This window comes from Burkholderia sp. Ac-20365 (assembly GCF_017104715.1).
Lineage (GTDB): Bacteria > Pseudomonadota > Gammaproteobacteria > Burkholderiales > Burkholderiaceae > Paraburkholderia.
This window is the reverse complement of the sequence record NZ_JAAGPI010000009.1, coordinates 186,829-212,582: the sequence shown is the minus strand read 5'-3', so window position 1 is coordinate 212,582 and position 25,754 is coordinate 186,829. Positions and strand designations below refer to the sequence as shown.

The following is a 25,754-nucleotide window of genomic DNA, read 5'->3' as shown; positions in this document are numbered from 1 at the left end:
TTCACCAGAGTAGACAGCGGGTCAATGCAATTGGAACGGGTCAGCGCCCGTGTCTGGGATCTTGCGGTCGTCGCGGTGGTCTTCGCCTTCATCATCGCGATAGTCCTGATGAAGTACCGCCGCTCTCGGGTCTCCCTCTGACAGTAGACCGTCAGACTCCGGAAGTTGTTCGGCAGTTGCGATTTCGGCGATGGCAGCGCGCAGCGTGTCCAGCCCTTGCCCCGTGCGCGCGCTCAAAAAGACGCGCGAAATATTACCATACTCGTCACGCTCGACCGCGTCGCCTCGGGCCGCCAGTTCAGGCACGGCGTCGATCTTGTTGAACACGAGCACCTGCCGGATCGTGTCCGCGCCGATCTCGCGCAGGACATCGTTGACCTGGTCAATCTGATCGAGCCGCACTGCGCTCGATGCATCGACGACATGCAGCAGCAGATCGGCGTGAATGGTTTCTTCGAGCGTCGCTCGGAAAGCGGCGACCAGTTGGTGAGGCAATTCGCGAATGAATCCTACCGTGTCCGACACGACGATCTGCCCGACTTCTTCACCAAGGTACACGCGGCGCGAGGTCGTATCGAGCGTGGCGAACAGCTGGTCGGCCGCGTAAGCCTGCGCCTTCGTCAGCGCATTGAACAAGGTGGACTTGCCCGCATTGGTATAGCCGACGAGCGACACCGACATCGTGCGGTTGCGCGCACGCGCGCGACGCTGCGTGCCATGCTGCCGACGCAGCTTCTCGAGCTTGCCCTTGAGCATCTTGATGCGCTCGCCGATCAGCCGGCGGTCCGTTTCGAGCTGCGTTTCACCCGGGCCGCGCAAACCGATACCGCCCTTTTGGCGTTCAAGGTGGGTCCATGCGCGGATTAGACGCGTGGCGAGATACTGCAGTTGCGCGAGTTCGACCTGCAGCTTGCCTTCGTGGCTGCGCGCGCGTTGCGCGAAGATATCGAGGATCAGGCTGGTGCGGTCGACGACACGCCTGTTAAGCGCACGCTCCAGATTGCGCTGCTGCGCGGGTGCGAGTGCGTGATTGAAGATGACGATATCGACGTCGTTCGCTTCGCACGCAAGGCGCAATTCTTCAGCCTTGCCGCTGCCGACGAACATCGCGGCATCGGGGCTGGAACGGCGACCGGTGAGAGTGACGGCGGGATGGGCGCCCGCGCTTTGCGCGAGCAGGCTGAGTTCTTCGAGACTGGCTTCGAAATCGATCTTGCCGAAGTCGATGCCGACAAGCGCGGCGTTAATCAAATTGGTGGATGTCAAAATGAAGCAGCCGGTCAGTGTCGCCTGCGGACGACGCTCGACCGGCCGCGACGAAGGGTTAGGACGATTCGGAATCCGGGTGGAAATTCACCGGACGGGCAGGCACGACAGTCGAGATTGCGTGCTTGTACACCATCTGGGTCACCGTATTCCGGAGCAACACGACGTACTGGTCGAACGATTCAATGTTCCCTTGAAGCTTGATGCCGTTGACCAGATAGATCGAGACCGGCACGTGCTCTTTACGCAGTGCGTTCAAAAACGGGTCTTGTAACAATTGCCCTTTGTTGCTCATAGCAAACTCCGTGTTTTTTTGCAGGTTAACTTTATTGTCGGCGAAGAAAAAGAGATCCGCCGTCAATCGCTACACTATAGCCGATTTTTATTGACCAGCGCGGTGCCTGGCCATTCGGCCAGGACCCAATGTACATGCGGGTTTCAGCCCGGATTTCAAGCCGGGAATCAGCCTGCGTTTCGGTCCTGTCTCAGCTCTTGTCCGCGTAAGGATTCGTCGACGAACGGAACTCTATTCGCAATGGAGTGCCCGTCAGCGCGAAAGTTTCCCGGAAACGGTTTTCGAGGTAACGCCTGTACGTGTCGGTGATCGCGTCGAGCGCGTTGCCGTGAATCACGATGATCGGCGGATTCTGTCCTCCCTGGTGCGCATAACGCAGTTTAGGACGTACCGGACCGCGGCGGCGCGGCTGCTGGAACTCGACGGCTTCGATCAGCGCGCGCGTAAGCTTCGGCGTCGGCAGCTTGGCCATCGCGGCCTTGTAGGCGTCATCGACGGAACGCATCAGCGGGCCGATGCCCGTCTTTTCCGCTGCGGAAATAAAGTGGAATTTCGCGAAGTCCAAGAATTTTAGCTTGCGCTGAAGATCCGCTTTGGTGCGCTCACGCACATGGGAATCGAGGCCGTCCCACTTGTTCACGCCGACCACGAGCGCCCGCCCCTGCTCGACCACGAAGCCCGCGATGTGCGCGTCCTGCTCCGAAATGTCCTGGCGCGCGTCGAGCAGCAGGATCACGACATTGGCGTCGGAGATCGACTGCAAGGTCTTCACGACCGAGAATTTTTCGATTGCCTCGAACACCTTGCCGCGCTTGCGCAGGCCGGCCGTGTCGATCAGCGTGTACTTTTTGCCTTGCCGCTCGAAGTCGACGTAGATCGAATCGCGCGTCGTACCCGGCATGTCGAACGCGATCACGCGGTCTTCGCCGATCAGCGTGTTGACGAGCGTCGATTTGCCGACGTTCGGCCGCCCGACGATCGCGATCTTGATGCCGTGCTGGGCTTTCTCTTCCTCGCTTTCTTCCGGCTGGCCGGCGTACGCGACGTCGAGCGCCTCATTGATCATTTCCGTCACGCCGTCGCCGTGCGCAGCGGAAATCGCGCGCGGGTCGCCGAGGCCGAGTTCGTAAAAGTCAGCGGCCACCGACGTGTATTTCATCCCCTCGGACTTGTTGACGACGAGGAAGATCGGCCGGCCGGTCTTGCGCAGGTAGTCGGCGATCGACTTGTCCTGCGGCGCGAGCCCGTTGCGTCCGTCGACGATGAACACAATGATGTCCGACTCTTCGACGGCCTGGCGCGTCTGCCGCGCCATTTCGAACAGAATGCCGTCCTTCGCGACGGGCTCGAAGCCGCCCGTGTCGACGACCAGATACGGACGTTCGCCGGCGACGCGCCCTTCACCGTAGTGACGGTCGCGCGTGAGGCCCGGCAAATCGGCGACGAGCGCATCGCGCGAGCGCGTGAGCCGGTTGAACAGCGTGGATTTCCCCACATTGGGGCGCCCGACGAGGGCAATAACGGGTTTCATCAGATCTTGTTCACAGTGAGACGCGGGATCGAACGGTCGACCTGCCGCGCTGGCAACGCCATGCGGCCGTTGCACGGCTGCGTTTGACGAAAATTATCACGAATTTGACCCAATTCGAACGCGCGGAGCGTGCACATGCGAATGGGATGTCAGGTTGGCTGCCTGAATGCGTGCGCCGGGTGAATCCTGTAACCCGACGGCGCCGCCCTGGATGCGCAAGATTGCGCGACGCGTCCTGGATGACCGCCTGTGCAGCCTGGCTGGCGGTTCCGGCGATGGGACACCTTGTTTCTTACATGCCTGCGCCCGACCGGAATCGGGACGCCATCAAAAAAGATACGGCCGGCAATGCCGGCCTGGATGCGCCACGCGACACGCCGACAACGACGCGCCGCACAGCCCAACTACGTTTAACGCGGACGGAAGGCGTACAGATCGCCGTCGTGCGTCTGAACCACGAGCGTGTCACCCGCCAGCACGGGCGCCGACGTGATCGCGCTGCCGTCCGTCTTTGCACGGGCGACGAACGTGCCGTCGTCGCGCGACAGGAAGTGCACGTAACCTTGGTAATCACCGACCACGGCCGCATGACCAATCAGCAGCGGCACGCTGACGTCGCGGCTCTTGAGCTGGTCGTTGCGCCACAGTTGCTGGCCCGAATTGGCGTCGAATGCCGACACGACTGCCCAGTCGTCGCCCGCGACCACGGTACGGTCGTCCTGAGCGAGACCGCTCGTGCTCGAGAACGCCTTTTCCCACAGCGCGCGGCCCGAGTTTGCATCGAAGCAGCCGAGCTGGCCCTGGAACGTGACCGCGCAGGTTTCGGCGCCGACCAGGGTGGGCGGACCCGTCACGTCGTTGATACGCTCGACTTCCGTCACGCCCTTCGGATACGACACGGGCGTCGTCCAGTATGCGTCGCCCGTCTGCAGATTGATTGCAGCGAACTGGCCACCCGGGAAACCGGCCAGCACGGCCTGGTCGCCTGCGAACGTCATGCCCGACGACACGCGCAGATTCAGCGGCACCGCGCGGTTGCGGTAGTTCCACTTCTGCTCGCCCGTTTGTGCGTTGAACGCGGTGATCTGGCCGTCCACCGTGCGCACGACCACGAGACCGTTGCCGACGAGCGGCGGCGACAGGATTTCGCCAGGCGCCGTACCCTTCCACGAGAGCTTGCCATTCTGGTCGAGCACGAACACTTCGCCCTTCAGACCACCGACGGCCGTCAGCGTGCCATCCGTACCGACGCCTGCCGACAGGTCGCCGTCGACCTTCGTGCGCCAGACATCCTTACCCGTCTTCGCGTCGATCTTCGCGACCGAGCCGTTCGCGCCCGCAGCGTACACGGCGTCGCCCACCGTCACGGGCGAGAACATGTAGCGTCCGGCTTTGCCGACGCTGGCCGTCCACACCTGCTGTACGTCGAGCACGGGTTTGAACTCGGTGAGCGGCGTGGGCACGCGGCGCTCGTCTTTCGACGACGAGCAGGCCGACAGAGCAAGCACGGTCATCGCACAGGCAACGGGCACGGCGTAACGTTTCAGCAGATTCATCGGTGAACGAAGCATGTATGTTGGTTTAATCAAAAGGTGACGGCAGACAGTGCAGCGGCGTGCAACGCTCAGCCGCCCAGCGCGTCGAGCTTGAACTGAATCAGTTGACGGGCCGAAGCATCGCTCTTCGGCAGCGAGTCGAGCGCGAGCTTGTACGCGGTGCGTGCGTCATCGCGCTTGCCTTGCGCAGCGAACAGATCGCCGCGGCGGTCAGCAACGACGCCCTTGAACGACTCCGAAGGATCGTTCAGCAGCGCAAGACCGGCGTCGTACGCCTTTTCGTCGAGCAGCAGCGATGCGAGACGCAGTTTGGCGATCTGCTTGAACTCGTCGTCCTTCGCGTGATCGACGGCCCATTGCAACTGGGCCTTCGCGCCAGGCTCGTCACCGGCTTCGTACAGCGCCTTGGCGGCTGCGAGCGCCGTCATCTGCGCGTACGCGGTGCCGCTGAACTTGTCTTCCATGTCGGCGGCGACGCGCGTGATCGTCGCCTTGTCCGAGCCCGCCGTAGCTTGCTGAACCTGGTCGTACAGCACGGCCGCTTCCGCTGCCTGGTGACGCTGCCAGTAATTCCAGCCGTTCCAGCCTGCGGCAGCGACGAGCGCTACCAGCACGATCCACGTGGTGGCATTCCCCCACTGCGCCCACCATGCTTTCAGGCTTTCAACCGATTCTTGTTCGTCGTGGTAACTCATCGCGACGCGATTTCCTTTCCTGGTGCCTTATCTGATTGAGGCCACGACGCGCGCGGCCCATTGAATGACGCCGCGATCAGTCGTCGCCGTCTTCGGTGGACGCAACCATCGCATTGATTAGATGTTCGGTCAAGTCTTCGAGCGGCACCGTTTGTTGCTCGCTCTTTCCATCGCTTGCCCGTGCATCTCGCAACGCCTTCACACCCGCCGTACCGTTCGCGATTTCGTCTTCGCCAAGAATTACTGCGAATGCGGCACCGCTTGCATCGGCGCGCTTCATCTGCGACTTGAAGCTCGACGCCTGACCGTCAGGACTGCAATGCAGAATCACGTCGAGACCCGTGTCGCGCAGACGCTCGGCGACGATGAACGCCTGCTCGCGCGCGGCATCGCCCTGATGCGCGACGTACACGTCGCAACCTTCGGCTTCAGGAACGAGCTTCTCTTCCTTCAGCAGTTCGAGAATGCGCTCGATGCCCATCGCCCAGCCGCACGCGGCCGTCGGCTTGCCGCCGAGCTGCGCGATCAGCGGATCGTAACGGCCGCCTGCCGCAACCGTGCCTTGCGCGCCGAGTTTGTCCGTCACCCATTCGAACACGGTGAGATTGTAATAATCGAGACCGCGCACGAGACGCGGATTGATCGTGAACGGAATGTTGTTCGCCTTCAGGATGCGCTGCAGTCCTTCGAAGTGCGCACGCGATTCGTCGCCGAGAAAATCGATCAGCTTCGGCGCGTTCTGCGCGACTTCCTGCATCGCCGGATTTTTCGTGTCCAGCACGCGCAACGGGTTCGTGTGCAGACGACGCTTCGCGTCTTCGTCGAGCACGTCGATGTGCTTCTCGAGATACGCGATCAGTTCGACGCGATGCTTCGCGCGCTCTTCCGCGAGACCCAGCGAATTGATTTCGAGCTTGATGCCCGTCAAACCGAGGTCATCCCACAGACGCTGGCACATCAGGATGATTTCCGCGTCCGTGTCCGGGCCGGCGAAACCGAGCGCCTCGACGCCCACCTGATGGAACTGGCGATAGCGGCCGCGCTGCGGACGCTCGTGACGGAACATCGGCCCGATGTACCACAGGCGCTTCGGGCCGTCGTACAGCATGTTGTGCTCGATCGACGCGCGCACGACAGCCGCCGTGTTCTCCGGACGCATCGTGAGGTTTTCGCCGTTGAGCGCGTCCGTGAAGCTGTACATCTCTTTTTCGACGATGTCGGTCACTTCACCGATACCGCGCGTGAAGAGCTGCGTGTGCTCGACGATCGGCGTACGGATATTCTGGTATCCGTACGAACGCAGCATCGACTTCGCGGTCGTTTCGAAAAATTCCCACAAGCCTGCGTCCTGCGGAAGGATGTCGTTCATGCCCTTCACGCCGGACAGCTTTTCGAGCTTCTGCTTCTTCTGTTCAGTCATCTGTCTTTGATTGACGATTGGATGGAGCGAAATCAGTTCGTCGCTTCGGCGCGGACCGCATTCGGACCATAGCTGCGCTCGACGTAATCGCTCACGATCTGCTGGAATTCCTGCGCGATGTTTTCGCCGCGCAGCGTCTTGACCTTCACGCCGTCGATAAACACGGGCGCGGCCGGATTTTCGCCCGAGCCCGGCAGGCTGATGCCGATGTTCGCGTGCTTCGACTCGCCCGGACCGTTGACGATGCAGCCCATCACGGCCACGTTCATCTTCTCGACGCCCGGATACGTGTCACGCCACTTGGGCATCTCCGTGCGCAGATACGTCTGGATCTGCGACGCCAGTTCCTGGAACAGCGTGCTCGTCGTGCGACCGCAGCCGGGGCACGCGATGACCATCGGCGAGAACGAACGCAGGCCCATCGTCTGCAGGATTTCCTGGCCGACGATCACTTCGCCCGTACGCGATGCGCCCGGTTCCGGCGTCAGCGAAATGCGGATCGTGTCGCCGATGCCTTGCTGCAGCAGAACCGACAGCGCGGCTGTCGACGCGACGATGCCCTTCGAGCCCATGCCCGCTTCCGTGAGACCCAGGTGCAGCGCGAAATCACAGCGACGCGCGAGTTCCTGGTACACGGCGATCAGATCCTGCACGCCGCTCACCTTGCACGACAGGATGATCTTGTCGCGACCAAGGCCGAGTTCGACCGCACGTTCCGCCGAGCCGATTGCCGACTGGATCAGCGCTTCGTACATCACGCTTTGCGCTTCCCACGGTTCAGGCCGGGCGGCGTTCTCGTCCATCATGCGCGCGAGCAGATCCTGGTCGAGACTGCCCCAGTTCACGCCGATGCGCACAGGCTTGTCGTACTTGGCGGCGGCCTCGATCATCTGCGCGAACTGCGTGTCACGCTTCGCGCCCTGGCCGACGTTGCCGGGATTGATCCGGTACTTCGACAGCGATTCCGCGCAGCCCGGGTAGTCGCGCAGCAGCAGGTGGCCGTTGTAATGGAAGTCGCCAACGAGCGGCACCGTCACGCCCATGCGATCCAGCTGTTCGCGAATCGCCGGCACGGCCGCTGCCGCTTCCGGCGTATTCACCGTAATCCGCACGAGCTCGGAGCCAGCCTGCGCGAGTTCCTTGATCTGGATTGCCGTACCGATTGCGTCGGCCGTATCGGTGTTCGTCATCGACTGCACGCGCACGGGCGCGTCGCCGCCGATCGTCACGAGCTGGCCGCCCCAACGGACGTCGACCGCATTCGAGCGGCGACGCGGCGCGTGACCGCCGAACACCGGCACGGTCGAAACAATCTGGCTGCTGGATTTCACTTGATCGGAATGCATCGATAAACCCGCTTACGCCGCCCGCTCACGGCCCGGAAAGCGTCCGGCCCCATTGAGAAATACGGCGCGTGAATTGAAAAAGCGCCGCGGCCTCAAAGCCGCGACGCACACGATCTGAATTGCGTCAGGGCAGCGCGAAGCGCGCCACATTGCCCTTCGCCGACGCATATTTGGCCGGGTCGACCGGCTGGCCGTCCAGCGTGATCGAATCGAGACCCGCCTTGTTGCCGACCGTCACCTTCAGCGGCGGCACGCCGTTGACTTCCTTGCTCTCGCCCGCGTGCACGAGGCCTGAGAATACTTCCTTACCGTCCTTCTGGCGCACGCTGAACCAGCTGTCCTGCTTGACCGAGAGCGCAACCGTCGATGAGCGTTCGGGCGCGGCAGTGGGCTCGCTCGCCGCAGCTGCCGCCGACGCAACCGCCGCGACTGCCGGCGCGGCGCTCGCGGCTTTCGGCGCCGATGCCGTTGCCACCGCAGCCGGCGTAGAGGCCGATGCGACCGTCGATGCCGGCGCAGCGCCTGCCATCGGCAGCGGCGTGGGCATCGGCGTTGCCGACGCGCCGTCTGCGGCCGCCTGTTGTTGCGTATCCGTTTGCGGCGTCGCGTCCGACGCACTGATTTCACCCGTCACGGCCGAGCCGCTAGCCGCTTGGGCCGTCGTCGACGACGCCGCGTCCGTTGATGCCACACTGCCGGCAATGCCCTTCAGACGCGCGAGCCATGCGTTCGACTCGCCATTGTTCGTATGCCACATGGCCAGCGCGGCCAGCACGACCACGGCGAGCGCTGCGCCCCACAGCCACGAGCGGCGACGCGGCGCGCTATGACCCAGCGACAGCGACACTTTCCCGCGCGGCAGGTCGGTACCCGCCGACGCCGGCATGGTCAGCGCAGGTTCCGGCACGCCTTTTTCACGGCGCAGCGCCTGTGTCATCGGCGCGGGATCGGCGCCGACCATCTTCGCATAGCTGCGCACGACGCCCAGCGCGAACGTGGTGTCCGGCAACTGGCTGAGGTCGCCTGCTTCGAGCCCGCGCAACTTGCCCGGCGACACTTTCAGGCGCGCCGACACATCCTCGACCGACCAGCCCTTCGACTCGCGCAACTGCGCGAGACGCGCGCCGACGGCCGCCAGCGAGTCGTACCCCGTCGGCACGGCAGCCGGCGCGGCCGAAAGCGGGCGATCCGAATGCGTATCCATGTCGTGCGGCTGCGGGTGCTGCGGCTCACTCATCCCAAATCCTTTCGCGTCGATTCTTTTATCACTCATGCGAACCGGTGGCCTTTTGCCTCACCCGGTTTCGCAGACCGTTTATAACAAAATGTGCGGCTGTGCGTGCCGCTTCCGATCGATTTTGCGCACTTTCTTTTCACTTCGCGCGACGCGGCGACCCCGAGGGACAGCTTGCTGACATGCCACCCCATTTTTCGCCTGTCGCGAGCCTTACACGGCGCGAACTTCGATGACTTTCGACTTGCCGGTACGTTCGGCGAGGCGCGTGCGGTCCTTGACCGCGCCTGCCAGCTGACCGCAAGCCGCATCGATGTCGTCGCCGCGCGTTTTGCGCACGGTCGTGACAACCCCCGCGTCAATCAACACTTGCGCGAAACGCTTGATCTGCTCGTTCTTCGAGCGCAACAGACCCGATTCCGGGAACGGATTGAATGGAATCAGGTTGAACTTGCACGGCACGTCGCGCGTCACGGCGAGCAGTTCGCGCGCATGCGCCTCGCTGTCGTTCACACCGTCGAGCATGCAGTATTCGAATGTAATGAAGTCGCGCGGCGCGACTTTCAGATACCGCTGACACGCGGCCATCAGCTCGCGCAGCGGATATTTCTTGTTGAGCGGCACCAGTTCGTCGCGCAGCGCGTCGTTCGGCGCGTGCAGCGACACGGCGAGTGCCACCGGAAGATCGGCGCCGAGCCGGTCCATCATCGGCACCACACCGGAGGTGGACAGCGTCACGCGCCGGCGCGACAGCCCGTAGGCGTTGTCGTCGAGCATCAGGCGCATTGCGGGAACCACCGCGTCGTAATTGAGCAGCGGCTCGCCCATACCCATCATCACGACGTTCGTGACGACGCGCTCGCCCTTGCCCTCACCACCCGTCGCGCGACCACCGGCCGTGCCAAGCGACGCACGCAGCGCGAATTCGGCCATACGCAGCTGGCCGATGATTTCGCCCGTGGTGAGATTGCGTGAGAACCCCTGTTTGCCCGTCGAACAGAACCGGCAGTTGACCGCGCATCCCGCCTGCGACGACACGCACAGCGTGCCACGCGTTTCTTCGGGGATGAACACGGTTTCAACGGCATTGCCGTTGCCGACGTCCACGAGCCATTTGCGCGTGCCGTCGGTAGAAATATGGTCGCTGACGATAGGCGGCATCGTGATCGATGCACGCCCTTTCAGCTTTTCGCGCAGGGACTTCGCGAGATCCGTCATCCCGTCGAAGTCGGCAGCGTTGTACTGGTGGAGCCAGCGCTGCAATTGCTTGGCGCGAAACGGCTTCTCGCCGAGGCTGTCGCAATAAGCGACGAGGCCTGCGGCGTCCAGATCGAGAAGGTTGACGGTTTGACTGCTCGTCATATCGAATCCTGCCATTCAGTGCGAGACTGCGTTCATGCAACAAGCTGCATGAACGCGTGTACCGCTCGCGCCCGCTCCTGCTGCTGTTACTGCTGAACTGCGAAGCGCTTAGCGCGAGTAGACGTTGACTTCCGGGAAGAAGAACGCGATTTCGACGGCTGCCGTTTCAGCAGCGTCCGAGCCGTGGACGGCGTTGGCGTCGATGCTGTCTGCGAAGTCAGCGCGAATCGTGCCAGCGTCGGCCTTCTTCGGATCCGTCGCACCCATCAGGTCACGGTTCTTCAGGATGGCGCCTTCGCCTTCCAGAACCTGAACCTGCACCGGACCCGAGATCATGAATTCAACCAGATCCTTGAAGAACGGACGCGCTGCGTGCACGGCGTAGAACTTCTCCGCGTCGGCGCGCGACAGTTGAACCATGCGCGATGCGATGACCTTCAGACCAGCGTTTTCGAAGCGGCTGTAGATCTGGCCGATCACGTTCTTTGCCACTGCGTCCGGCTTGATAATCGACAGGGTGCGTTCGAGCGCCATAAAAACTCCAGAAAATTAAGAGGTTACAGATTTAAATGAATCCGCTATTGTAGCATGTTCCAGTGTATGATTGCGATTGAACCCTTACGATACTGTAAGGTCGAAAATGGAGCGCCCGAAACCCTTTTAAGACAGCGCTAAGGAAACGGAAACACAATGTAATCGCACGGTGTTGTGCGCCGCATTGAAACTCCGCACTACGCCGCTAATCTTAGGGTTGTGGGTTCGCGTGACGGATGGCAGCCGCCAGCCGCACCGTACAAAAACCGTTGCAAGCCACGTCGCAACACTGCGTCTGACGCAAGGAGAAACCATGAACGAGTATCCCTATAACTTTGGCCGGGGCGGCAGCGTCACCACGGCCGAGACCCGCAACCGGGTGCTGCGCAACACCTACTGGCTGCTCGCGCTGTCGATGGTGCCGACCGTCATCGGTGCGTGGGTGGGCGTCGCGACCGGCTTCTCGCTGTTCGCCGCCACCAGCCCGGCGATGAGCATGATCGCGTTCTTCGCGATTGCATTCGGCTTCATGTTCGCGATCCAGAAGACGAAGGACAGCGCCGCCGGCGTGTTCGTGCTGCTCGGCTTCACGTTCTTCATGGGCCTGATGCTGTCGCGCCTGCTCAGCTTCATCCTCGGTTTTTCGAACGGGCCGCAACTGATCATGCTCGCCTTTGGTGGCACTGGTGTGATCTTCGCCGCGATGGCGACGATCGCCACGGTCAGCAAGCGTGACTTCTCGGGCCTCGGCAAGTGGCTGTTCGTCGGCGTGATCGTGCTGTTGCTGGCGATGGTCGCGAACGTGTTTCTGCAACTGCCCGCGCTGATGCTGACGGTCTCGGTGCTCGCCATCGTGATCTTCTCGGCCTACATGCTGTTCGACGTACAGCGCGTCGTGAATGGCGGCGAGACCAACTACATCACGGCCACGCTGGCGATCTATCTGGATCTGTACAACGTGTTCGTGAACCTGCTGTCGATCCTCGGTATCTTCGGCGGCAACCGTAACTGATTGACGTTGATCGCCAGGTAAAACAAAACGCCCGTGACGAGCCATCGTCACGGGCGTTTTTCATTTCCTGGCGCCGCGCCGCAGAGGCAAGACTCAAAGACTCAGCCAGCCAAATCCTTCGCTTTGCGTTGCGACCAGCACTTCCGTCGCCGCCGCGCCGAGCACGCCCGCCATCGCGGCCTGCGCCAGTTCCGGCAGATTGTTTTGCTGGCTCAGATGCGCTGCGACGAGATGCCTCAGCTTCGAGCGATCGAGCGACGCAAGAATTTCCGCCGCCGCGTCATTGTTCAGATGCCCGTGATTGCCGCCGATCCGCGCCTTCAGGGACGGCGGATACCGCGAAGCGGCCAGCATCTCGACATCGTGATTGCACTCGAGCACTAGTGCGTCGCAACCGCCCAGCACCGCGCTGATATGCGGCGTCGACGTGCCCACATCCGTCAGCACACCGAGACGCGACGCACCATCGGAAAACACATACTGCAGCGGCTCGCGAGCGTCGTGAGGAACGGTATATGGCAAAACGCTGAGGTCGCCGATCGCGACAGCCTCGTCGCCCCACAGCACATGCAGGTCGACATCGGCCTCGTCGGCGCCGACGGCGCGCGCCGTGCCCCAGCTCATGTAAAGGGGAATCGAAAGTTTGCGCGCCAGTGTCAGCGCGCTGCCGATGTGATCGCTGTGCTCATGGGTGATGAGAATGGCGTCGAGCTCGTCGACGCCCGTGCCCAGCCGTTCCAACCGCCGGGCCACTTCCTTGCCCGAGAAGCCGCAGTCCAGCAGGATGCGCGTGGTCGTCGCACCGCTTTGGGCTTCGACCAGCAATGCATTGCCTTCACTGCCGCTTCCCAGACTGGCGAATCGCACGACCCGCCTTAGTTCAGTTGCGCGTGCAGCAGCGTCACGATGCGTTGCGCATCCGACGACGTATCCACCTGGCCATTCGTGTCGACCACGGCGACCTGCGTCATCGCGTCGCCCTTCGAGCGCACGTTGACGAGGAATTCGTGGCTATCCTTCTTCGCGCTCTTGTCGCTGTAGAACAGCTTGCCGAACAGGCCGTCGCGCTTGAGTTCCTGCATCGAATCCGCGTAGCGCACGTAGTAGATGCCCTTTTCGCGGTCGCGGTTGTCGACCGTGAAGTTCGTGCGGTCGAGCGCCAGGCCGACGCGCAGCCACGCGCGGTCGAACGACTCAGGCAGATCCAGCGTCGAGCCGCCTGCGCTCTTGTCGAGTTGCGCCTGGCCGGTCGCAGAACGTGCGTCCGTCAGCAGTTGCTTCGATTGCGCGTCGGTGAGGCCGAATTTCTGCATCAGCTTGGCGAGGAACTCAGCTTCAAGTGCCGGATCGCGCGGGCGCTCGACCCAACGCGACGACGTCTTGTCCTGGCCCGTCAGCACTTCTTCCATCGCCGCGTGCGTGATCGAGATATCGGTTGCACCGCTCGGGTCGCGCGACACCAGCGTGCGGAAGCTGTCCCGGGTGCCCGACGAGTACGCGAAATCGACAACGCGGCCGATCGTGCGACGGAACCAGTCGTCCGGAATGTTGGCACGGTTTTCCGCCCAGTCGGTCGCCATGATGCCCGTGCTCGGTGCGTCGGTCTTCAGCGAGAAGCCGTTTTCCGTCCAGAACTCCTGCAGTTGCGGCCACAGTTGCTCCGGCGCGCGACCGTCGACGACCAGCCAGCGGCGGTCGCCGTCACGCTCGACGTGCATGCCCAGCGGATCCTGCGCGCTCGGCACGCCTTCCGTCAGGTTGCCAGCCGCCGTCGTCGCGCGCTGGGTCGCGCCACCGAGCGCAGCGCCCGCGGGCGGCGCCACGTAGCGCTGATCGATCTGCGCAGCCGTCAGATCGCTCGGCACGGCGAGCGGCGGCGCGCTCGCGGTTGCCTTGTAGTTCACCCGGTCCGACGCGAGCATGTCGTTCAGCGACTCGCAGCCAGAAAGCGACACAACCGTGCCAGCCGCAAGCGACAGCGCCGCCAGGCGCGTTGCATGGAGGGAAAGTGCGGAACGTTTCATGGGGTCCTTCGTGAAGCTAGAACGCGCTGCCGGGTGCGGTGCGAAACCGTGGGCGATATCGACGTCAGTTGAAAAAATGCCGGGAGGCGCCTGAAATGTCAGACGCTCAGCCGAGCAGCCCTGCCTCGCGCAGCGCGGCGCGAACCACGTCGTGGTAGCGCGCATCGAGCGGCGTAAGAGGCAGACGGATGCCGCCCTGAACGCGGCCCATTTGCTGCAACGCCCACTTCGCGGGAATCGGGTTCGATTCGATGAAGAGGTTTTTGTGCAGCGAGAGAAGTTTCAGATGGATTTCACGCGCCGACTTTGCGTCGGCAGCGAGCGCGGCCTTGCACAGCTCGCTCATCAGTCGCGGTGCGACGTTGGCCGTCACCGAAATATTGCCGTGGCCGCCCAGCAGCATCAGCGCGATCGCGGTGGGATCGTCGCCGCTGTAGATGCCGAAGTGCGCCGGCGCCGACTTGATCAGATGCGCCGCGCGGTCGATATTGCCCGTCGCCTCCTTCACACCGATGATGCCCGGCACGTTGGCAAGACGCAGAATCGTTTCGTTCGACATGTCCGCGACCGTGCGGCCGGGGACGTTGTACAGGATCACCGGCAGATCCACCGTTTCAGCGATTTTCGCGAAATGGCGGTAAATGCCTTCCTGAGTCGGCTTGTTGTAGTAAGGCACGACCTGCAGCGTGGCATCGGCACCGACTTTCTTCGCCTGCTCGGTGAGTTCGATGGCTTCCGTGGTCGAATTGGCGCCCGCGCCCGCTATCACCGGAATGCGGCCAGCAGCCTGTTCCACGGCCGTCCTGACCATCAGCACATGCTCTTCCACCGACAACGTTGCCGACTCGCCGCTCGTGCCGACCACGACCAGACCGTTCGTGCCTTCTTCGATATGCCAGTCGACCAGTTTGCGGAACGCCGGCAGATCGAGACTGCCGTCTTCGAGCATCGGAGTGATGATGGCGGGAATGCTGCCGCGAATCGCGACGCCGTCTTGCTGAGTGCCGTTAGCCATGAAACGTCATGAATTTGTTCGATAAACTGCGATTGTAGCGGATTAACCGGCCAAATCGTAACGCGGGGGAACCCCCTTATCTTTCCTTTTGACCGACGAATCCGCCTCGCGCACCGCGCAAATCCGCTGCACGTAGGCGGGGCGCGGCTCTGCGAGGAAACCGTCCTGAAATGCAACGACACGTAACAGGCCGCGAACTGCGTCCAGCAGTTCGCCGGGCGCGAGCAGAAAAGCGGGATTCGAAGGCTTGCCGACCGTTTCGTTGCCTTGTGCGAAGGTTTCGTAGATCAGCACGCCGCCGGGCGCGAGCGCGTCCAGCAATTGGGGAAAGAGCGGTCGATGCAGGTAGTTCGTGACGACGATGGCCGCGAACTGTGCGTCCGGAGGCAGCGGCCATGGGCCGTTTTCGGTATCGGCGGCGATGGTCGCGATGCCCGGCACGCCGTCCATCGTTTGCAAAGCGGCGGCATCGCGATCGATTGCCGTCACGGAATGCCCGCGCGACGCGAAAAACCGCGCGTGGCGCCCTGCTCCCGAGGCCACGTCGAGCACCACGCCGCCGGCATCGACGAGATGCGCCCAGCGCTTCACCCAACGCGACGGCCCGCCGATTGACGCATGGCCAGCGGCGCCCGCCGCGCCCGGGTTCAGGCTGTCCGTCATCAGGTGTACGACAGACCCATCGCTTCACGCACGTCGCGCATCGTCTCCGTCGCGAAACGGCGTGCCTTGTCGCAACCATCGGCGACGATCGCGCGCAACAGCGACGGATCGTCCATGTACTTCTGTGCGCGCTCAAGCATCGGTTGCTGCTCGCGCAGAATGCCTTCGATCACCGGCTGCTTGCACTCCAGACAACCGATGCCCGCCGTGCGACAACCCTTCTGCACCCATTCGTGCGTGTCCTTATCGGTGTAGACCTGATGCAGCTGCCACACCGGGCACTTGTCGGGATCGCCCGGATCGGTGCGGCGCACGCGCGCCGGGTCGGTCGGCATCGTACGGACTTTCTTGGTGATCGTTTCCGCGTCTTCGCGCAGGCCGATCGTGTTGCCGTACGACTTCGACATCTTCTGGCCGTCGAGACCCGGCATGCGCGACGCTTCCGTCAGCAGCACCTGCGGCTCGGGCAAGATTATCTTGCGCGAGCCTTCGAGGTATCCAAACAGGCGCTCGCGATCGCTCATCGACAGACTCTGCGACTCCGACAGCATCGCGCGCGCCTTTTCGAGCGCTTCCTCGTTGCCTTCCTGCTGATACGCGTTGCGCAGTTCGTGATACAGCTTCGAGCGCTTGCCGCCGAGCTTCTTCGCGGCTTCGTTCGCCTTCTCCTCGAAGCCCGGCTCGCGGCCGTACATGTAGTTGAAGCGGCGCGCCATTTCGCGCGCCATTTCGACGTGCGGCACCTGGTCTTCACCGACCGGCACGAGAGACGCGCGATACAGCAGAATGTCGGCCGCCATCAGCACCGGATAGCCGAGGAAGCCATACGTGCCGAGATCCTTGTCGCGCAGCTTTTCGATCTGTTCCTTGTACGTCGGCACGCGTTCGAGCCAGCTGAGCGGCGTGCTCATGCCGAGCAGCAGCGACAGTTCGGCGTGCTCGGGCACACGGCTCTGGATGAACAGCGTCGCCTGCGCCGGATCGATGCCGGAAGCGAGCCAGTCGATCAGCACATCCCACACGTTCTTCTCGATGACATCCGGCGTTTCGTAGTGGGTCGTCAGCGCATGCCAGTCGACCACGCAGAAGAAGCACGGGTACTCGGATTGCAGGCGCACCCAGTTTTTCAGCACGCCGTGATAGTGGCCGAGGTGCAGCGAGCCGGTAGGCCGCATGCCGGAGAAGATACGGTCGGGGTACATGGTTTTGATTTATAGAAGCGAAACGAGGGGGGTCAGGATAGCTGTCACGGCTTCATAGCCGATATTCACGAGCGGACGCAGCCAGAAGCGCGTCAGCGTGCCCGTCATCACGAGCGCCATCACGATGAAAAAGCCGTACGGCTCGAGCCGCGCCAGCATCATTGCCGGGCGCACGGGCAGGAGCGCCGTGAGCACGCGGCCGCCGTCGAGCGGCGGCAGCGGAAACAGGTTCAACACGCCAAGCACGAGATTCACGCCGACGCCCGCGCCCGCCATGCGCGTGAAGAACGGCTCGTCGATATTCATGGCGGCCAGTGCGACGCCGAACACGCCCCACACCAGCGCCTGCGCGAAATTGCACAACGGGCCGGCGAGCGCGACCCACAGCGAACCCCAGCGCGGATTACGCAGATTGCCGAACGCGACGGGCACCGGCTTCGCGTAGCCGAACATGAACGCGCCGCTCGTGGCGAAGTAAAGCACTAGCGGAATCACGATCGTGCCGACGGGGTCGATATGCCGCATCGGATTGAAAGACACGCGGCCGAGCACGTACGCGGTGTTATCGCCGAGCATGCGCGCGACGTAGCCGTGCGCCGCCTCGTGCAGCGTGATCGCGAAGATCACAGGCAGCGCGTAGACGACGATGGTCTGTATGAGGGAGGAATCCATATCGCTCTATTGTAACAACGGCGCCTTGCGGCTCTGTCGGCTTTCGTTCATGTGACGGGTCATTGACGCTCAGGCCGTCTCTTCGAGACCGAACGGCGCGAGCGAGCCACGCCCCGGCCGCACCAGCACGGGCTCCTCGCCTGTCAGGTCGATCACCGTCGACGGCTCGCACGGACACGCGCCACCATCGATCACCAGATCGAGCTGCTTTTCCAGTTTTTCGCGGATTTCTTCGGGGTCGTTCAGCGGCTGCGTTTCGCCCGGCAGGATCAAGGTCGAGCCGAGCATCGGCTGACCGAGTTCTTTGAGAATGGCGAGCGTGATAGCGTGATCGGGGACGCGCAGGCCGATCGTCTTGCGCGACGGATGCGACAGCCGACGCGGCACTTCCTTGGTCGCCTGCAGCACGAACACATAAGGACCCGGCGTCACGGATTTGATCAGACGGTACTGACGGTTATCGACGAGCGCGAAGTTCGCCAGTTCGGACAGATCGCGCACCAGCAGCGACAGCAGCTGGCGCTCGTCGATGCCGCGAATGCGCCGCACGCGGTCGACGGCATCCTTGTTGTCGAGCTGGCACGCGAGCGCGTAGCTCGAATCCGTCGGCAGCGCGACCACGCCGCCACCTTCTATGATCTGCGCCGCCTGCTTGATCAGGCGTGGCTGCGGATTATCCGGATGAAGCCGAAAGTATTGGGACATGGTGTCGTCAGAAGGTCGGGAAATCGGCGAACGGCAAACAGCAAGCAACGGATCACGCAGCGCGCGTGCCCGCGCCGCGCGTGAAACCAGAGCTTACAGCCAACGTTCCCAGACTGGCTTCAGATCGGACGGCAGTGGCGGCAGACTGCCGAGCTCGACGCGGCCCTCGCCCGCAGCATGAAAGTCGGAACCGCGCGATGCCTCGAAGCCGAAGCGCCGCGCCACGTCCGCATACTCGCGATACTGGTCGGGCGTGTGGCTGCCCGTTACGACTTCGATCGCCTTTCCGCCGAGATCGATGAATTCGCCGAACAGCGCGTCGAACTCGGTTTGCGTGTAAGCGTAGCGGCCCGGATGCGCGATCACCGCTTCACCGCCCGCCAACCGAATCCATTTGACGGCGTCGGCGAGCTTCGACCAGCGATGCGCGACGTAACCCGGCTTGCCATCGCCGAGAAAGCGGTTGAACACGTCCTGCGTGTTTTCTGCGTAACCGCTTTCGACCATGAAGCGTGCGAAGTGCGTGCGCGAGATCATGTCGGGATTCGACACGTATTTCAGTGCGCCTTCGTACGCGTCGGGAATGCCGAGCGTGGCCAGTTGCTCGCCAATCGCTTCCGCCCGCGCGGCGCGGCCGTTGCGCGTGCGCTCGAGCCCTTCGACAAGATCCTGACACGCGGGATCTACATGCAGGCCCACCACGTGAATCGTGCGCGACGCCCATGTCACCGAGATTTCGACGCCGCTCAGATACTGCATGCCGAGTGCTTGCGCCGTCTCACGCGCTTCGACCTGACCGCCGATTTCGTCGTGATCGGTGAGCGCCCACAGGGTCACGCCGCCGGCATGCGCGCGGCGCGCGACATCGGCGGGCGCGAAGGCGCCGTCGGAGACGGTGGAATGGCAATGCAGGTCGGCGTTCATCGTTTTCTTGATAGCGTGGTCAGCCCATTTTACTGCAACGCAGTAAGCACACGCAGAGGATTCGTCGACACAAATTTCGAACACGCACTACGCGCAAAAGCCCTCGATCAGCGCCGCTACGCGCTCGGGCTGATCGTGATGCACCATGTGACCCGCGTCGTCGATGATCGCTTCGCGCCAGTCGGTGAAAGCCTGGAAGCGCGCCTTGAACTCGTCGAGGGGAACGTTGCCGGCGAGCATGGCGAGCGTCGGCGATGCGGCGGCTTCGACGTGCAGCACCTTCGCGCGCACGTTGGCCCAGACGGCCATCACTTCGTCGAGGCGATAGAGCAGCGGGCCTCGCATCTTGTGCGCGGGGTCGGCGAGCAGCATGTAGCCGCCCTCGCCGTCCGGCTTCGACCAGTGCTGCGCGAGAAATTGCGCGCGTTGCGGGGCGAGGCGTGTGTTGGTCTTGATCAGGCGCGCGGCGACGTCGTCGAGCGTCGCGTAAGGGCGCAAGGTGGGCGGCGCGCGCAGTTCGTCAAGCCACGACGCAATGCGGCGCGGCAACTGCGCGGGTATCGATGCGGGCAGCCCGAAACCTTCCAGGTCGACCACGCGCCGCACGCGCTCGGGCCGCACGCCGGCATACAGGCACACGATGTTCGCGCCCATGCTGTGGCCGACGAGGTTTACTGCGCCCGTCGGCGCGTAGTGGTCGAGCAGCGCTTCGAGGTCGGCGAGATACTCCTGGAACCAGTAGTGGCCGCCGCCCTGTTGCGCGACAGGCCAGTCGGACAGGCCGAAGCCGCGAGCGTCGGGTGCGATCACCTGCCAGTCGCCCGCGAGCGCATCGACGACGAACTGGAACGACGCGGCCACGTCCATCCAGCCGTGCAACATGAAGAGCACCGGCGCGTCGGGGTTGCCCCAGCGGCGCACGTGCAGGCGCACTCCGCGCACGGTCACGAATTCGGAAACGGAAGGTTTGAGCGGATGGTTCATGACGCGACCGAAAAAAACGAATGATCGTTCGATTATAGCGAGATACACGCGAATCCGCCTGGCGTCGTGGACGCTGTTTTCAGTCTTCGGTCCGCTGCTGCGCGTCGAGACCCGCCAGCGCGGCCAGTTCCTCTTCTTCGAAACCGGCATCGCGGCGCGCTTCGAAATTGAACGGACCACGCAGTTTCGGCGCGCGATATTCATCGGACAGGCGCAGATACGTCTGATGCGCATCAGCGCCCGCCTTATCGCACAGATGCCGGAACCAGCGATTGCCGATCAACACGTGGCCGATCTCATCGCGCAGAATCACGTCGAGAATGGCCGCCGATGCGTGATCGCCTGCCTGCTGCAGCCTTGCGCGGATCGGCGGCGACGCGTCGAGCCCGCGCGCCTCGAGCGTGCGCGGCACGAGCGCCATGCGGGCCAGCACGTCGCCGCGCGTGCGCTCGCACATGTCCCACAGGCCGTCATGCGCCGGAAAGTCGCCGTACGTGTGACCAAACTCCGCAAGACGCGCCGACAGCAGCGAAAAGTGATGCGCCTCTTCCGCCGCCACCTTCAGCCAGTCCATGTAGAACGCGTCGGGCATGCCGTCAAAGCGCCATACCGCGTCGAGCGCCAGATTGATCGCATTGAATTCGATGTGGGCAAGCGCGTGCAGCAATACCGCGCGCCCTTCCGGCGACTGCATGCTGCGTCGGCCCAACTTGCGCGGCTCGACCAGTTCCGGCCGCTCGGGACGGCCCGGCAGGCCGGACGGCTCGTCCAGTACGCACTCCGATGCCACAACCGCGTCGCCTGCCAGCACACGCGCATACAGCGCCTGCGCGGCCTCGGCTTTGGCGGCGGGAACGCGCTGCGTCAGGACTGCGAGGGCGTCCGAACGTGCGCAATTCGTGAGATCAGGAAGATTGGACTCGGCGACAGGCATCGGAAAACAGGACATCGGCAAAAAAGGACAAAAAGCAGCCATTCTGGCGTGCCGCAGCACGGCGCGCACGCTTCGCACGGGCTAATGGCACAACCGTTTACAATACGCGATTCGACCATGCCGCGCGGCTTGCCCGCGATTTCGCGCAAAGCGCCTCACGGCGGCGCGGCGTCCCCCGGACAGCAACCGTCCTGCATGAGACCAGAGGAGACACTGTGGCAATCTACAAGCTTGGCGACGCAGCCCCGACCATCCACGAAAGCGTGTTCGTTGCCGATACGGCGACCATCATCGGCAACGTGACCGTCGAAGAAAACGCGAGCGTCTGGTTTGGCGCCTCGATTCGCGGGGACAACGAACCGATCACCGTCGGCAAGGGCACTAACATACAGGAAGGCGCCGTACTGCACGCCGACCCCGGCTTTCCGCTGACGCTCGAAGCCGGCGTGACGGTCGGCCACCAGGCGATGCTGCACGGCTGCACGGTCAAGGAAGGCGCACTGATCGGCATTCAGGCTGTGGTCTTGAATGGAGCGGTAATCGGCCGCAACTGTCTGGTTGGCGCAGGTGCCGTCGTGACCGAGGGCAAGGTTTTTCCTGACAATTCGCTGATTCTCGGATCGCCTGCCAAGGTCGTCCGGGAATTGACTGAAGCAGATATCAAAGGCCTGAAGCGAGCCGCGGACATTTACGTGGAACGCAGGGATTATTTCAAGGCGCAACTCGTGCGCATCGGCTAGAGCCGACCGTACGATGCGCCACGCGCGGCCTTCCCACCGCGCGGTTCGACCGAGGAAAAGTTGTGAGTGACCAGTTGCAGAAATTCATGTTCAGCGCGGCGCCCGTACGCGGCGAGATCGTTTCGCTGCGCAATACGTGGCAGGAAGTGCTGACGCGCCGAAGCTATCCGGCGCCCGTGCGGGACGTGCTCGGCGAGATGATGGCGGCGTGCGCGCTGCTGTCGGCCAATCTGAAGTTCGACGGCACGCTGATCATGCAGATCTTCGGCGACGGTCCGGTGAAGATGCTCGTCGTGCAATGCAACTCAGATCTGTCGATGCGCGCGACGGCCAAGTACTCCGGCGACGCCGCGCACACGATCGCGGACGACCTGACGCTCGTCGATCTCGTGAACCCCGGTGGCCACGGCCGCTGTGTGATCACGCTCGACCCGCGTACCAAGGTACCCGGTCAGCAGCCGTATCAGGGCATCGTGCCGCTGGCTGACGACAACGGTCCGTTCAAGTCGATGGCACAGGTGCTCGAGCACTACATGCAGCATTCGGAGCAGCTCGACACGCGTCTGTGGCTCGCCGCCAACGCCGATCGCGCCGTCGGCATGCTGCTGCAGAAGCTGCCCGGCGACGGCGGCATCGTCCCGCATCCGGGCGAAATCGACGCCGATACCTGGGACCGGCTGTGCACGCTCGGCAGCACGCTGTCGGCCGACGAAATGCTGAAGGAAGAGCCGAACACACTGTTCCGGCGCCTTTTCTGGCAGGAGAACGTCCAGCACTTCGAACCGGCGCGCACACGCTTCGAGTGCTCGTGCTCGCGCGCCCGTGTCGGCAACATGCTGAAAATGCTGGGTCGCGAAGAAGTGGATAGCGTGATCGAAGAGCGCGGTCACGTCGAAATTCACTGCGAATACTGCAACCAGCGTTACGAGTTCGATCCCGTCGACGTCGCGCAACTTTTTGTCGCGAGCGGGCTCTCACAAGGTGTAGCGCCCGCTGCCGAGCAGCGGCACTGAAGCCTGCGGGCCGCGTCGCAGCGTCAAGCTGGGGCGCGGTATCTTCGGATACTGGCTTTGTGCATGGCGGTCAATTTGCTTAGGTATCCGACCGATGGAGGTCGACATGAATGCCTCTTCCCTGCTGCAACCCGTCCACCGTCTCGCGGCGCTTGCGCTCGTGGCCGGCGCGGCAGCGCTGTCTGGCTGCATGATGGATCCGCCGGGTCCGTCGCCGATCTATAGCCGCCTGCCCGCGGACCAATCCGGCATTCCGACGACGGCGCAACCTCTCACGCCGGAAGAGCGCGCCCGCTACGAGGCAATCGACAGGCAGGTGATGGCTGAGCAGAACCAGGCAATGGCAGCCGACGCCGCCGCGCAAGCCTATTCGCGCTACGCCGCGCCGCCTGTCTCCGTGTATGGCAGCTACTACAGCGGCGGATGGGGGCACGGCTGGGGTACTGGCATCGGCTACGGTTACCCGGGCTGGGGATGGGGCTGGTAACCTGGTCACGCACGCGTGAGCCTAGCCACGCTATCCCGTTTTCGTATTTCATCAGGCAGCAAAAAAACAAAAGGCGCGGTTCATTACGAACCGCGCCTTTTTCATGAATCTCGTGCACCTGCTTCGAAGCCCTTGCGTGCATCAACCCGGCTTCTTTTCCTTCGCATCCTTCTTCGCGTGCTTGCGATCCGGCTTCGCGCGCGATTCCGGATTCGGCACCACACGCAGCGGCGCGCCCGTGATCTGCCCGCGCGTCGACGTATTCGATTGCGGCGTATTCGACAGCGGCGACGGCGCGTTCGGCGACACGAACTGCACGAACACCTCGCTGTCCTTGACCATGCCCATTTCGTAGCGGGCGCGCTCTTCGACGGCGGACGTGCCGTTCTGCAGATCCTGCACTTCGCCCTGGATACGCTCGTTGCGCTCTTTCGCGTCCGCGTTCTTCTTCAGCTGCTGCGCGAGTTCCTGCTGCAGTTCGTGAACACGCAACCAGCCGCCATGGCCCCACCACAGCGGATATTGGATCAGCACCAGCAGGACGAGCAGAACGACGGTGACGAGCCGCATGTAGTGAATTGCAGGGTTGAATACGCGCCGCCCTGCGCTGTACGCAGGGCGGCAAGGGTGAATCAGTAGCGAAGCATAACCGGTTTAACGCTTATTGAGACGAAATGTTGACAGCAAGCGTCACTCTCACCGTCATTTCGTCCCAAAACCGTGTCAACCGGACGTCGTTCAACGCAGGTTGTAGAACGCCGACTTGCCCGGGTAGCTAGCGATATCGCCGAGATCTTCTTCGATACGCAGCAGCTGGTTGTACTTCGAGATACGGTCGCTACGCGACAGCGAACCCGTCTTGATCTGACCCGCGTTCAGGCCGACCGCGATGTCGGCGATGGTCGAATCTTCGGTTTCGCCCGAGCGGTGCGAGATCACAGCCGTGTAGCCTGCGCGCTTGGCCATTTCGATCGCTGCGAAGGTTTCCGTCAGCGTGCCGATCTGGTTGATCTTGATCAGGATCGAGTTGGCGATGCCCTTCTCGATGCCTTCCTTCAGGATGCGCGTGTTCGTCACGAACAGATCGTCGCCGACCAGCTGGATCTTCTTGCCGAGCTTGTCGGTCAGGATCTTCCAGCCTTCCCAGTCGCTTTCGTGCATGCCGTCTTCGATCGACACGATCGGGAACTTGTCCGCGAGCGTCGCGAGGTAATCGGCGAATTCGGCCGACGACAGTTGCAGGCCTTCGCCCGCCAGCTGGTACTTGCCGTCGTGGTAGAACTCGCTTGCTGCGCAGTCGAGCGCGAGCAGCACGTCTTCACCGGCGCGGTAGCCGGCCTTTTCGATAGCTTGCAGGATGGTCGACAGGCATTCGTCGTTGCTGCCGAAGTTCGGCGCGAAGCCGCCTTCGTCGCCGACTGCCGTGCTCATGCCGCGGTCCGACAGGATCTTCTTCAGCGCGTGGAACACTTCCGCGCCGCAACGCAGCGCTTCGCGGAACGTCGGCTGGCTGACCGGGACGATCATGAATTCCTGGATGTCCAGGCTGTTGTTCGCGTGCGCGCCGCCGTTGACGATGTTCATCATCGGCACGGGCAGTTGCATTGCGCCCGAGCCGCCGAAGTAACGGTACAGCGGCAGGCCGGCTTCTTCAGCCGCAGCCTTCGCGACGGCCATCGAAACAGCCAGCATCGCGTTTGCGCCGAGGCGCGACTTGTTGTCCGTGCCGTCGAGTTCGAGCAGCGTCTTGTCGAGGAAGGCTTGCTCGGAAGCGTCGAGACCCATGATCGCTTCGGAGATTTCGGTGTTGATGTGCTCGACTGCCTTCAGCACGCCCTTGCCGCTGTAGCGGCCGGTTTCGCCGTCGCGCAGTTCGATTGCTTCACGCGAGCCCGTCGATGCGCCCGACGGCACAGCCGCGCGGCCCATCGTGCCCGACTCGAGCAGCACGTCGCATTCGACGGTCGGGTTGCCCCGCGAGTCGAGAATCTCGCGACCGATGATATCTACGATAGCACTCATGGTTTCCTCTGAAATGACGATGAATTCTTAAGATGAGACGTCCGGCTTTCTATGACAGCCTGTGTCCGGACGCGTTCGACGACCATCGGGTTGAAGCACGCGCGCGCCGCCTGACTTC

The 25,754-nt window shown here is 63.0% G+C and carries 26 protein-coding genes; 4 read left to right on the top strand and 22 right to left on the bottom strand.

The genetic code is table 11. From position 1 onward, the window contains the following. Positions 1-21: 21 nt before the first annotated feature. The 10 genes from hflX to ndk all read right to left on the bottom strand — a co-directional run bounded on the left by hflX (position 22) and on the right by ndk (position 11,239). Positions 22-1,266 (bottom strand): GTPase HflX, encoded by a 1,245-nt coding sequence (gene hflX / locus G3O01_RS18530; RefSeq protein ID WP_346779202.1) that lies wholly within the window; start codon positions 1,264-1,266, stop codon positions 22-24. Between the two features lie 58 nt (positions 1,267-1,324). Then, positions 1,325-1,561: an RNA chaperone Hfq gene (gene hfq / locus G3O01_RS18525; protein WP_007580427.1), complete on the bottom strand. Its 237-nt coding sequence runs from the start codon at positions 1,559-1,561 to the stop codon at positions 1,325-1,327. A 190-nt stretch (positions 1,562-1,751) separates the two neighbouring features. After that, positions 1,752-3,092, bottom strand: a complete 1,341-nt coding sequence (gene der, locus G3O01_RS18520) for a ribosome biogenesis GTPase Der (protein ID WP_205806591.1) — start codon at positions 3,090-3,092, stop codon at positions 1,752-1,754. Between the two features lie 410 nt (positions 3,093-3,502). Continuing rightward, a complete protein-coding gene (gene bamB / locus G3O01_RS18515; protein WP_205806590.1) occupies positions 3,503-4,648 on the bottom strand; it encodes an outer membrane protein assembly factor BamB in 1,146 nt (381 codons plus the stop codon). A 68-nt stretch (positions 4,649-4,716) separates the two neighbouring features. Beyond that, positions 4,717-5,343 carry a tetratricopeptide repeat protein gene (locus tag G3O01_RS18510; RefSeq protein WP_205806589.1) on the bottom strand — a complete coding sequence of 209 codons (627 nt, stop codon included), beginning with the start codon at positions 5,341-5,343 and terminating at the stop codon, positions 4,717-4,719. Between the two features lie 76 nt (positions 5,344-5,419). Next, positions 5,420-6,763, bottom strand: a complete 1,344-nt coding sequence (gene hisS, locus G3O01_RS18505) for a histidine--tRNA ligase (protein ID WP_205806588.1) — start codon at positions 6,761-6,763, stop codon at positions 5,420-5,422. A gap of 32 nt (positions 6,764-6,795) precedes the next feature. Then, positions 6,796-8,109, bottom strand: coding sequence for a flavodoxin-dependent (E)-4-hydroxy-3-methylbut-2-enyl-diphosphate synthase (gene ispG / locus G3O01_RS18500; RefSeq protein ID WP_205806587.1), 1,314 nt, complete (start codon positions 8,107-8,109; stop codon positions 6,796-6,798). A gap of 124 nt (positions 8,110-8,233) precedes the next feature. After that, positions 8,234-9,346: a helix-turn-helix domain-containing protein gene (locus G3O01_RS18495; RefSeq protein WP_205806586.1), complete on the bottom strand. Its 1,113-nt coding sequence runs from the start codon at positions 9,344-9,346 to the stop codon at positions 8,234-8,236. 210 nt (positions 9,347-9,556) lie between these two features. Further along, positions 9,557-10,705 carry a 23S rRNA (adenine(2503)-C(2))-methyltransferase RlmN gene (gene rlmN / locus G3O01_RS18490; protein ID WP_205806585.1) on the bottom strand — a complete coding sequence of 383 codons (1,149 nt, stop codon included), beginning with the start codon at positions 10,703-10,705 and terminating at the stop codon, positions 9,557-9,559. A 108-nt stretch (positions 10,706-10,813) separates the two neighbouring features. After that, on the bottom strand, positions 10,814-11,239 hold the full coding sequence (gene ndk / locus G3O01_RS18485) for a nucleoside-diphosphate kinase (RefSeq protein ID WP_205806584.1): 426 nt from the start codon (positions 11,237-11,239) through the stop codon (positions 10,814-10,816). A gap of 313 nt (positions 11,240-11,552) precedes the next feature. Between ndk and G3O01_RS18480 the strand changes: the two genes are divergently transcribed. Beyond that, complete coding sequence (locus tag G3O01_RS18480) at positions 11,553-12,251, top strand: Bax inhibitor-1/YccA family protein (protein ID WP_205806583.1); 699 nt, start codon at positions 11,553-11,555, stop codon at positions 12,249-12,251. A gap of 93 nt (positions 12,252-12,344) precedes the next feature. Here the strand turns inward: G3O01_RS18480 and G3O01_RS18475 are convergent, their stop codons facing one another. The 10 genes from G3O01_RS18475 to G3O01_RS18430 form a co-directional block, all read right to left on the bottom strand. Next, a complete protein-coding gene (locus G3O01_RS18475; protein WP_205806582.1) occupies positions 12,345-13,118 on the bottom strand; it encodes an MBL fold metallo-hydrolase in 774 nt (257 codons plus the stop codon). 8 nt (positions 13,119-13,126) lie between these two features. After that, positions 13,127-14,275, bottom strand: a complete 1,149-nt coding sequence (gene bamC / locus G3O01_RS18470) for an outer membrane protein assembly factor BamC (protein ID WP_205806581.1) — start codon at positions 14,273-14,275, stop codon at positions 13,127-13,129. 106 nt (positions 14,276-14,381) lie between these two features. Next, a complete protein-coding gene (gene dapA / locus G3O01_RS18465) occupies positions 14,382-15,290 on the bottom strand; it encodes a 4-hydroxy-tetrahydrodipicolinate synthase (protein WP_205806580.1) in 909 nt (302 codons plus the stop codon). 42 nt (positions 15,291-15,332) lie between these two features. After that, the gene (locus tag G3O01_RS18460; RefSeq protein ID WP_205806579.1) at positions 15,333-15,953 is read right to left on the bottom strand and encodes a class I SAM-dependent methyltransferase; all 621 of its coding nucleotides are present in this window, start codon (positions 15,951-15,953) and stop codon (positions 15,333-15,335) included. Beyond that, positions 15,953-17,155 (bottom strand): tryptophan--tRNA ligase, encoded by a 1,203-nt coding sequence (locus tag G3O01_RS18455; protein WP_205806578.1) that lies wholly within the window; start codon positions 17,153-17,155, stop codon positions 15,953-15,955. Before G3O01_RS18455 ends, G3O01_RS18460 begins: the two co-directional genes overlap by 1 nt. A gap of 9 nt (positions 17,156-17,164) precedes the next feature. Continuing rightward, entirely contained in the window at positions 17,165-17,827 is a 663-nt protein-coding gene (locus G3O01_RS18450) for a site-2 protease family protein (RefSeq protein ID WP_205806577.1), read from the bottom strand. Positions 17,828-17,896: 69 nt separating this feature from the next. Continuing rightward, a complete protein-coding gene (locus G3O01_RS18445) occupies positions 17,897-18,532 on the bottom strand; it encodes an L-threonylcarbamoyladenylate synthase (protein WP_205806576.1) in 636 nt (211 codons plus the stop codon). A 93-nt stretch (positions 18,533-18,625) separates the two neighbouring features. Next, on the bottom strand, positions 18,626-19,456 hold the full coding sequence (locus G3O01_RS18440; protein ID WP_205806575.1) for a 3',5'-nucleoside bisphosphate phosphatase: 831 nt from the start codon (positions 19,454-19,456) through the stop codon (positions 18,626-18,628). Positions 19,457-19,543: 87 nt separating this feature from the next. Continuing rightward, complete coding sequence (locus G3O01_RS18435) at positions 19,544-20,440, bottom strand: alpha/beta hydrolase (protein WP_205806574.1); 897 nt, start codon at positions 20,438-20,440, stop codon at positions 19,544-19,546. A 79-nt stretch (positions 20,441-20,519) separates the two neighbouring features. Next, positions 20,520-21,374 carry a ferritin-like domain-containing protein gene (locus G3O01_RS18430; protein ID WP_205806573.1) on the bottom strand — a complete coding sequence of 285 codons (855 nt, stop codon included), beginning with the start codon at positions 21,372-21,374 and terminating at the stop codon, positions 20,520-20,522. 215 nt (positions 21,375-21,589) lie between these two features. Between G3O01_RS18430 and G3O01_RS18425 the strand changes: the two genes are divergently transcribed. The 3 genes from G3O01_RS18425 to G3O01_RS18415 all read left to right on the top strand — a co-directional run bounded on the left by G3O01_RS18425 (position 21,590) and on the right by G3O01_RS18415 (position 23,614). Continuing rightward, a complete protein-coding gene (locus tag G3O01_RS18425) occupies positions 21,590-22,114 on the top strand; it encodes a gamma carbonic anhydrase family protein (protein WP_205806572.1) in 525 nt (174 codons plus the stop codon). 62 nt (positions 22,115-22,176) lie between these two features. Beyond that, a complete protein-coding gene (gene hslO / locus G3O01_RS18420; protein ID WP_205806571.1) occupies positions 22,177-23,127 on the top strand; it encodes an Hsp33 family molecular chaperone HslO in 951 nt (316 codons plus the stop codon). 106 nt (positions 23,128-23,233) lie between these two features. Then, positions 23,234-23,614 carry a hypothetical protein gene (locus G3O01_RS18415; RefSeq protein WP_205806570.1) on the top strand — a complete coding sequence of 127 codons (381 nt, stop codon included), beginning with the start codon at positions 23,234-23,236 and terminating at the stop codon, positions 23,612-23,614. Between the two features lie 141 nt (positions 23,615-23,755). Here the strand turns inward: G3O01_RS18415 and ftsB are convergent, their stop codons facing one another. Together ftsB and eno are read right to left on the bottom strand one after the other, a co-directional pair. Then, positions 23,756-24,184 (bottom strand): cell division protein FtsB, encoded by a 429-nt coding sequence (ftsB, locus tag G3O01_RS18410; protein ID WP_205806569.1) that lies wholly within the window; start codon positions 24,182-24,184, stop codon positions 23,756-23,758. Between the two features lie 168 nt (positions 24,185-24,352). Further along, positions 24,353-25,636: a phosphopyruvate hydratase gene (gene eno, locus G3O01_RS18405; protein WP_205806568.1), complete on the bottom strand. Its 1,284-nt coding sequence runs from the start codon at positions 25,634-25,636 to the stop codon at positions 24,353-24,355. Between the last annotated feature and the right edge of the window lie 118 nt (positions 25,637-25,754).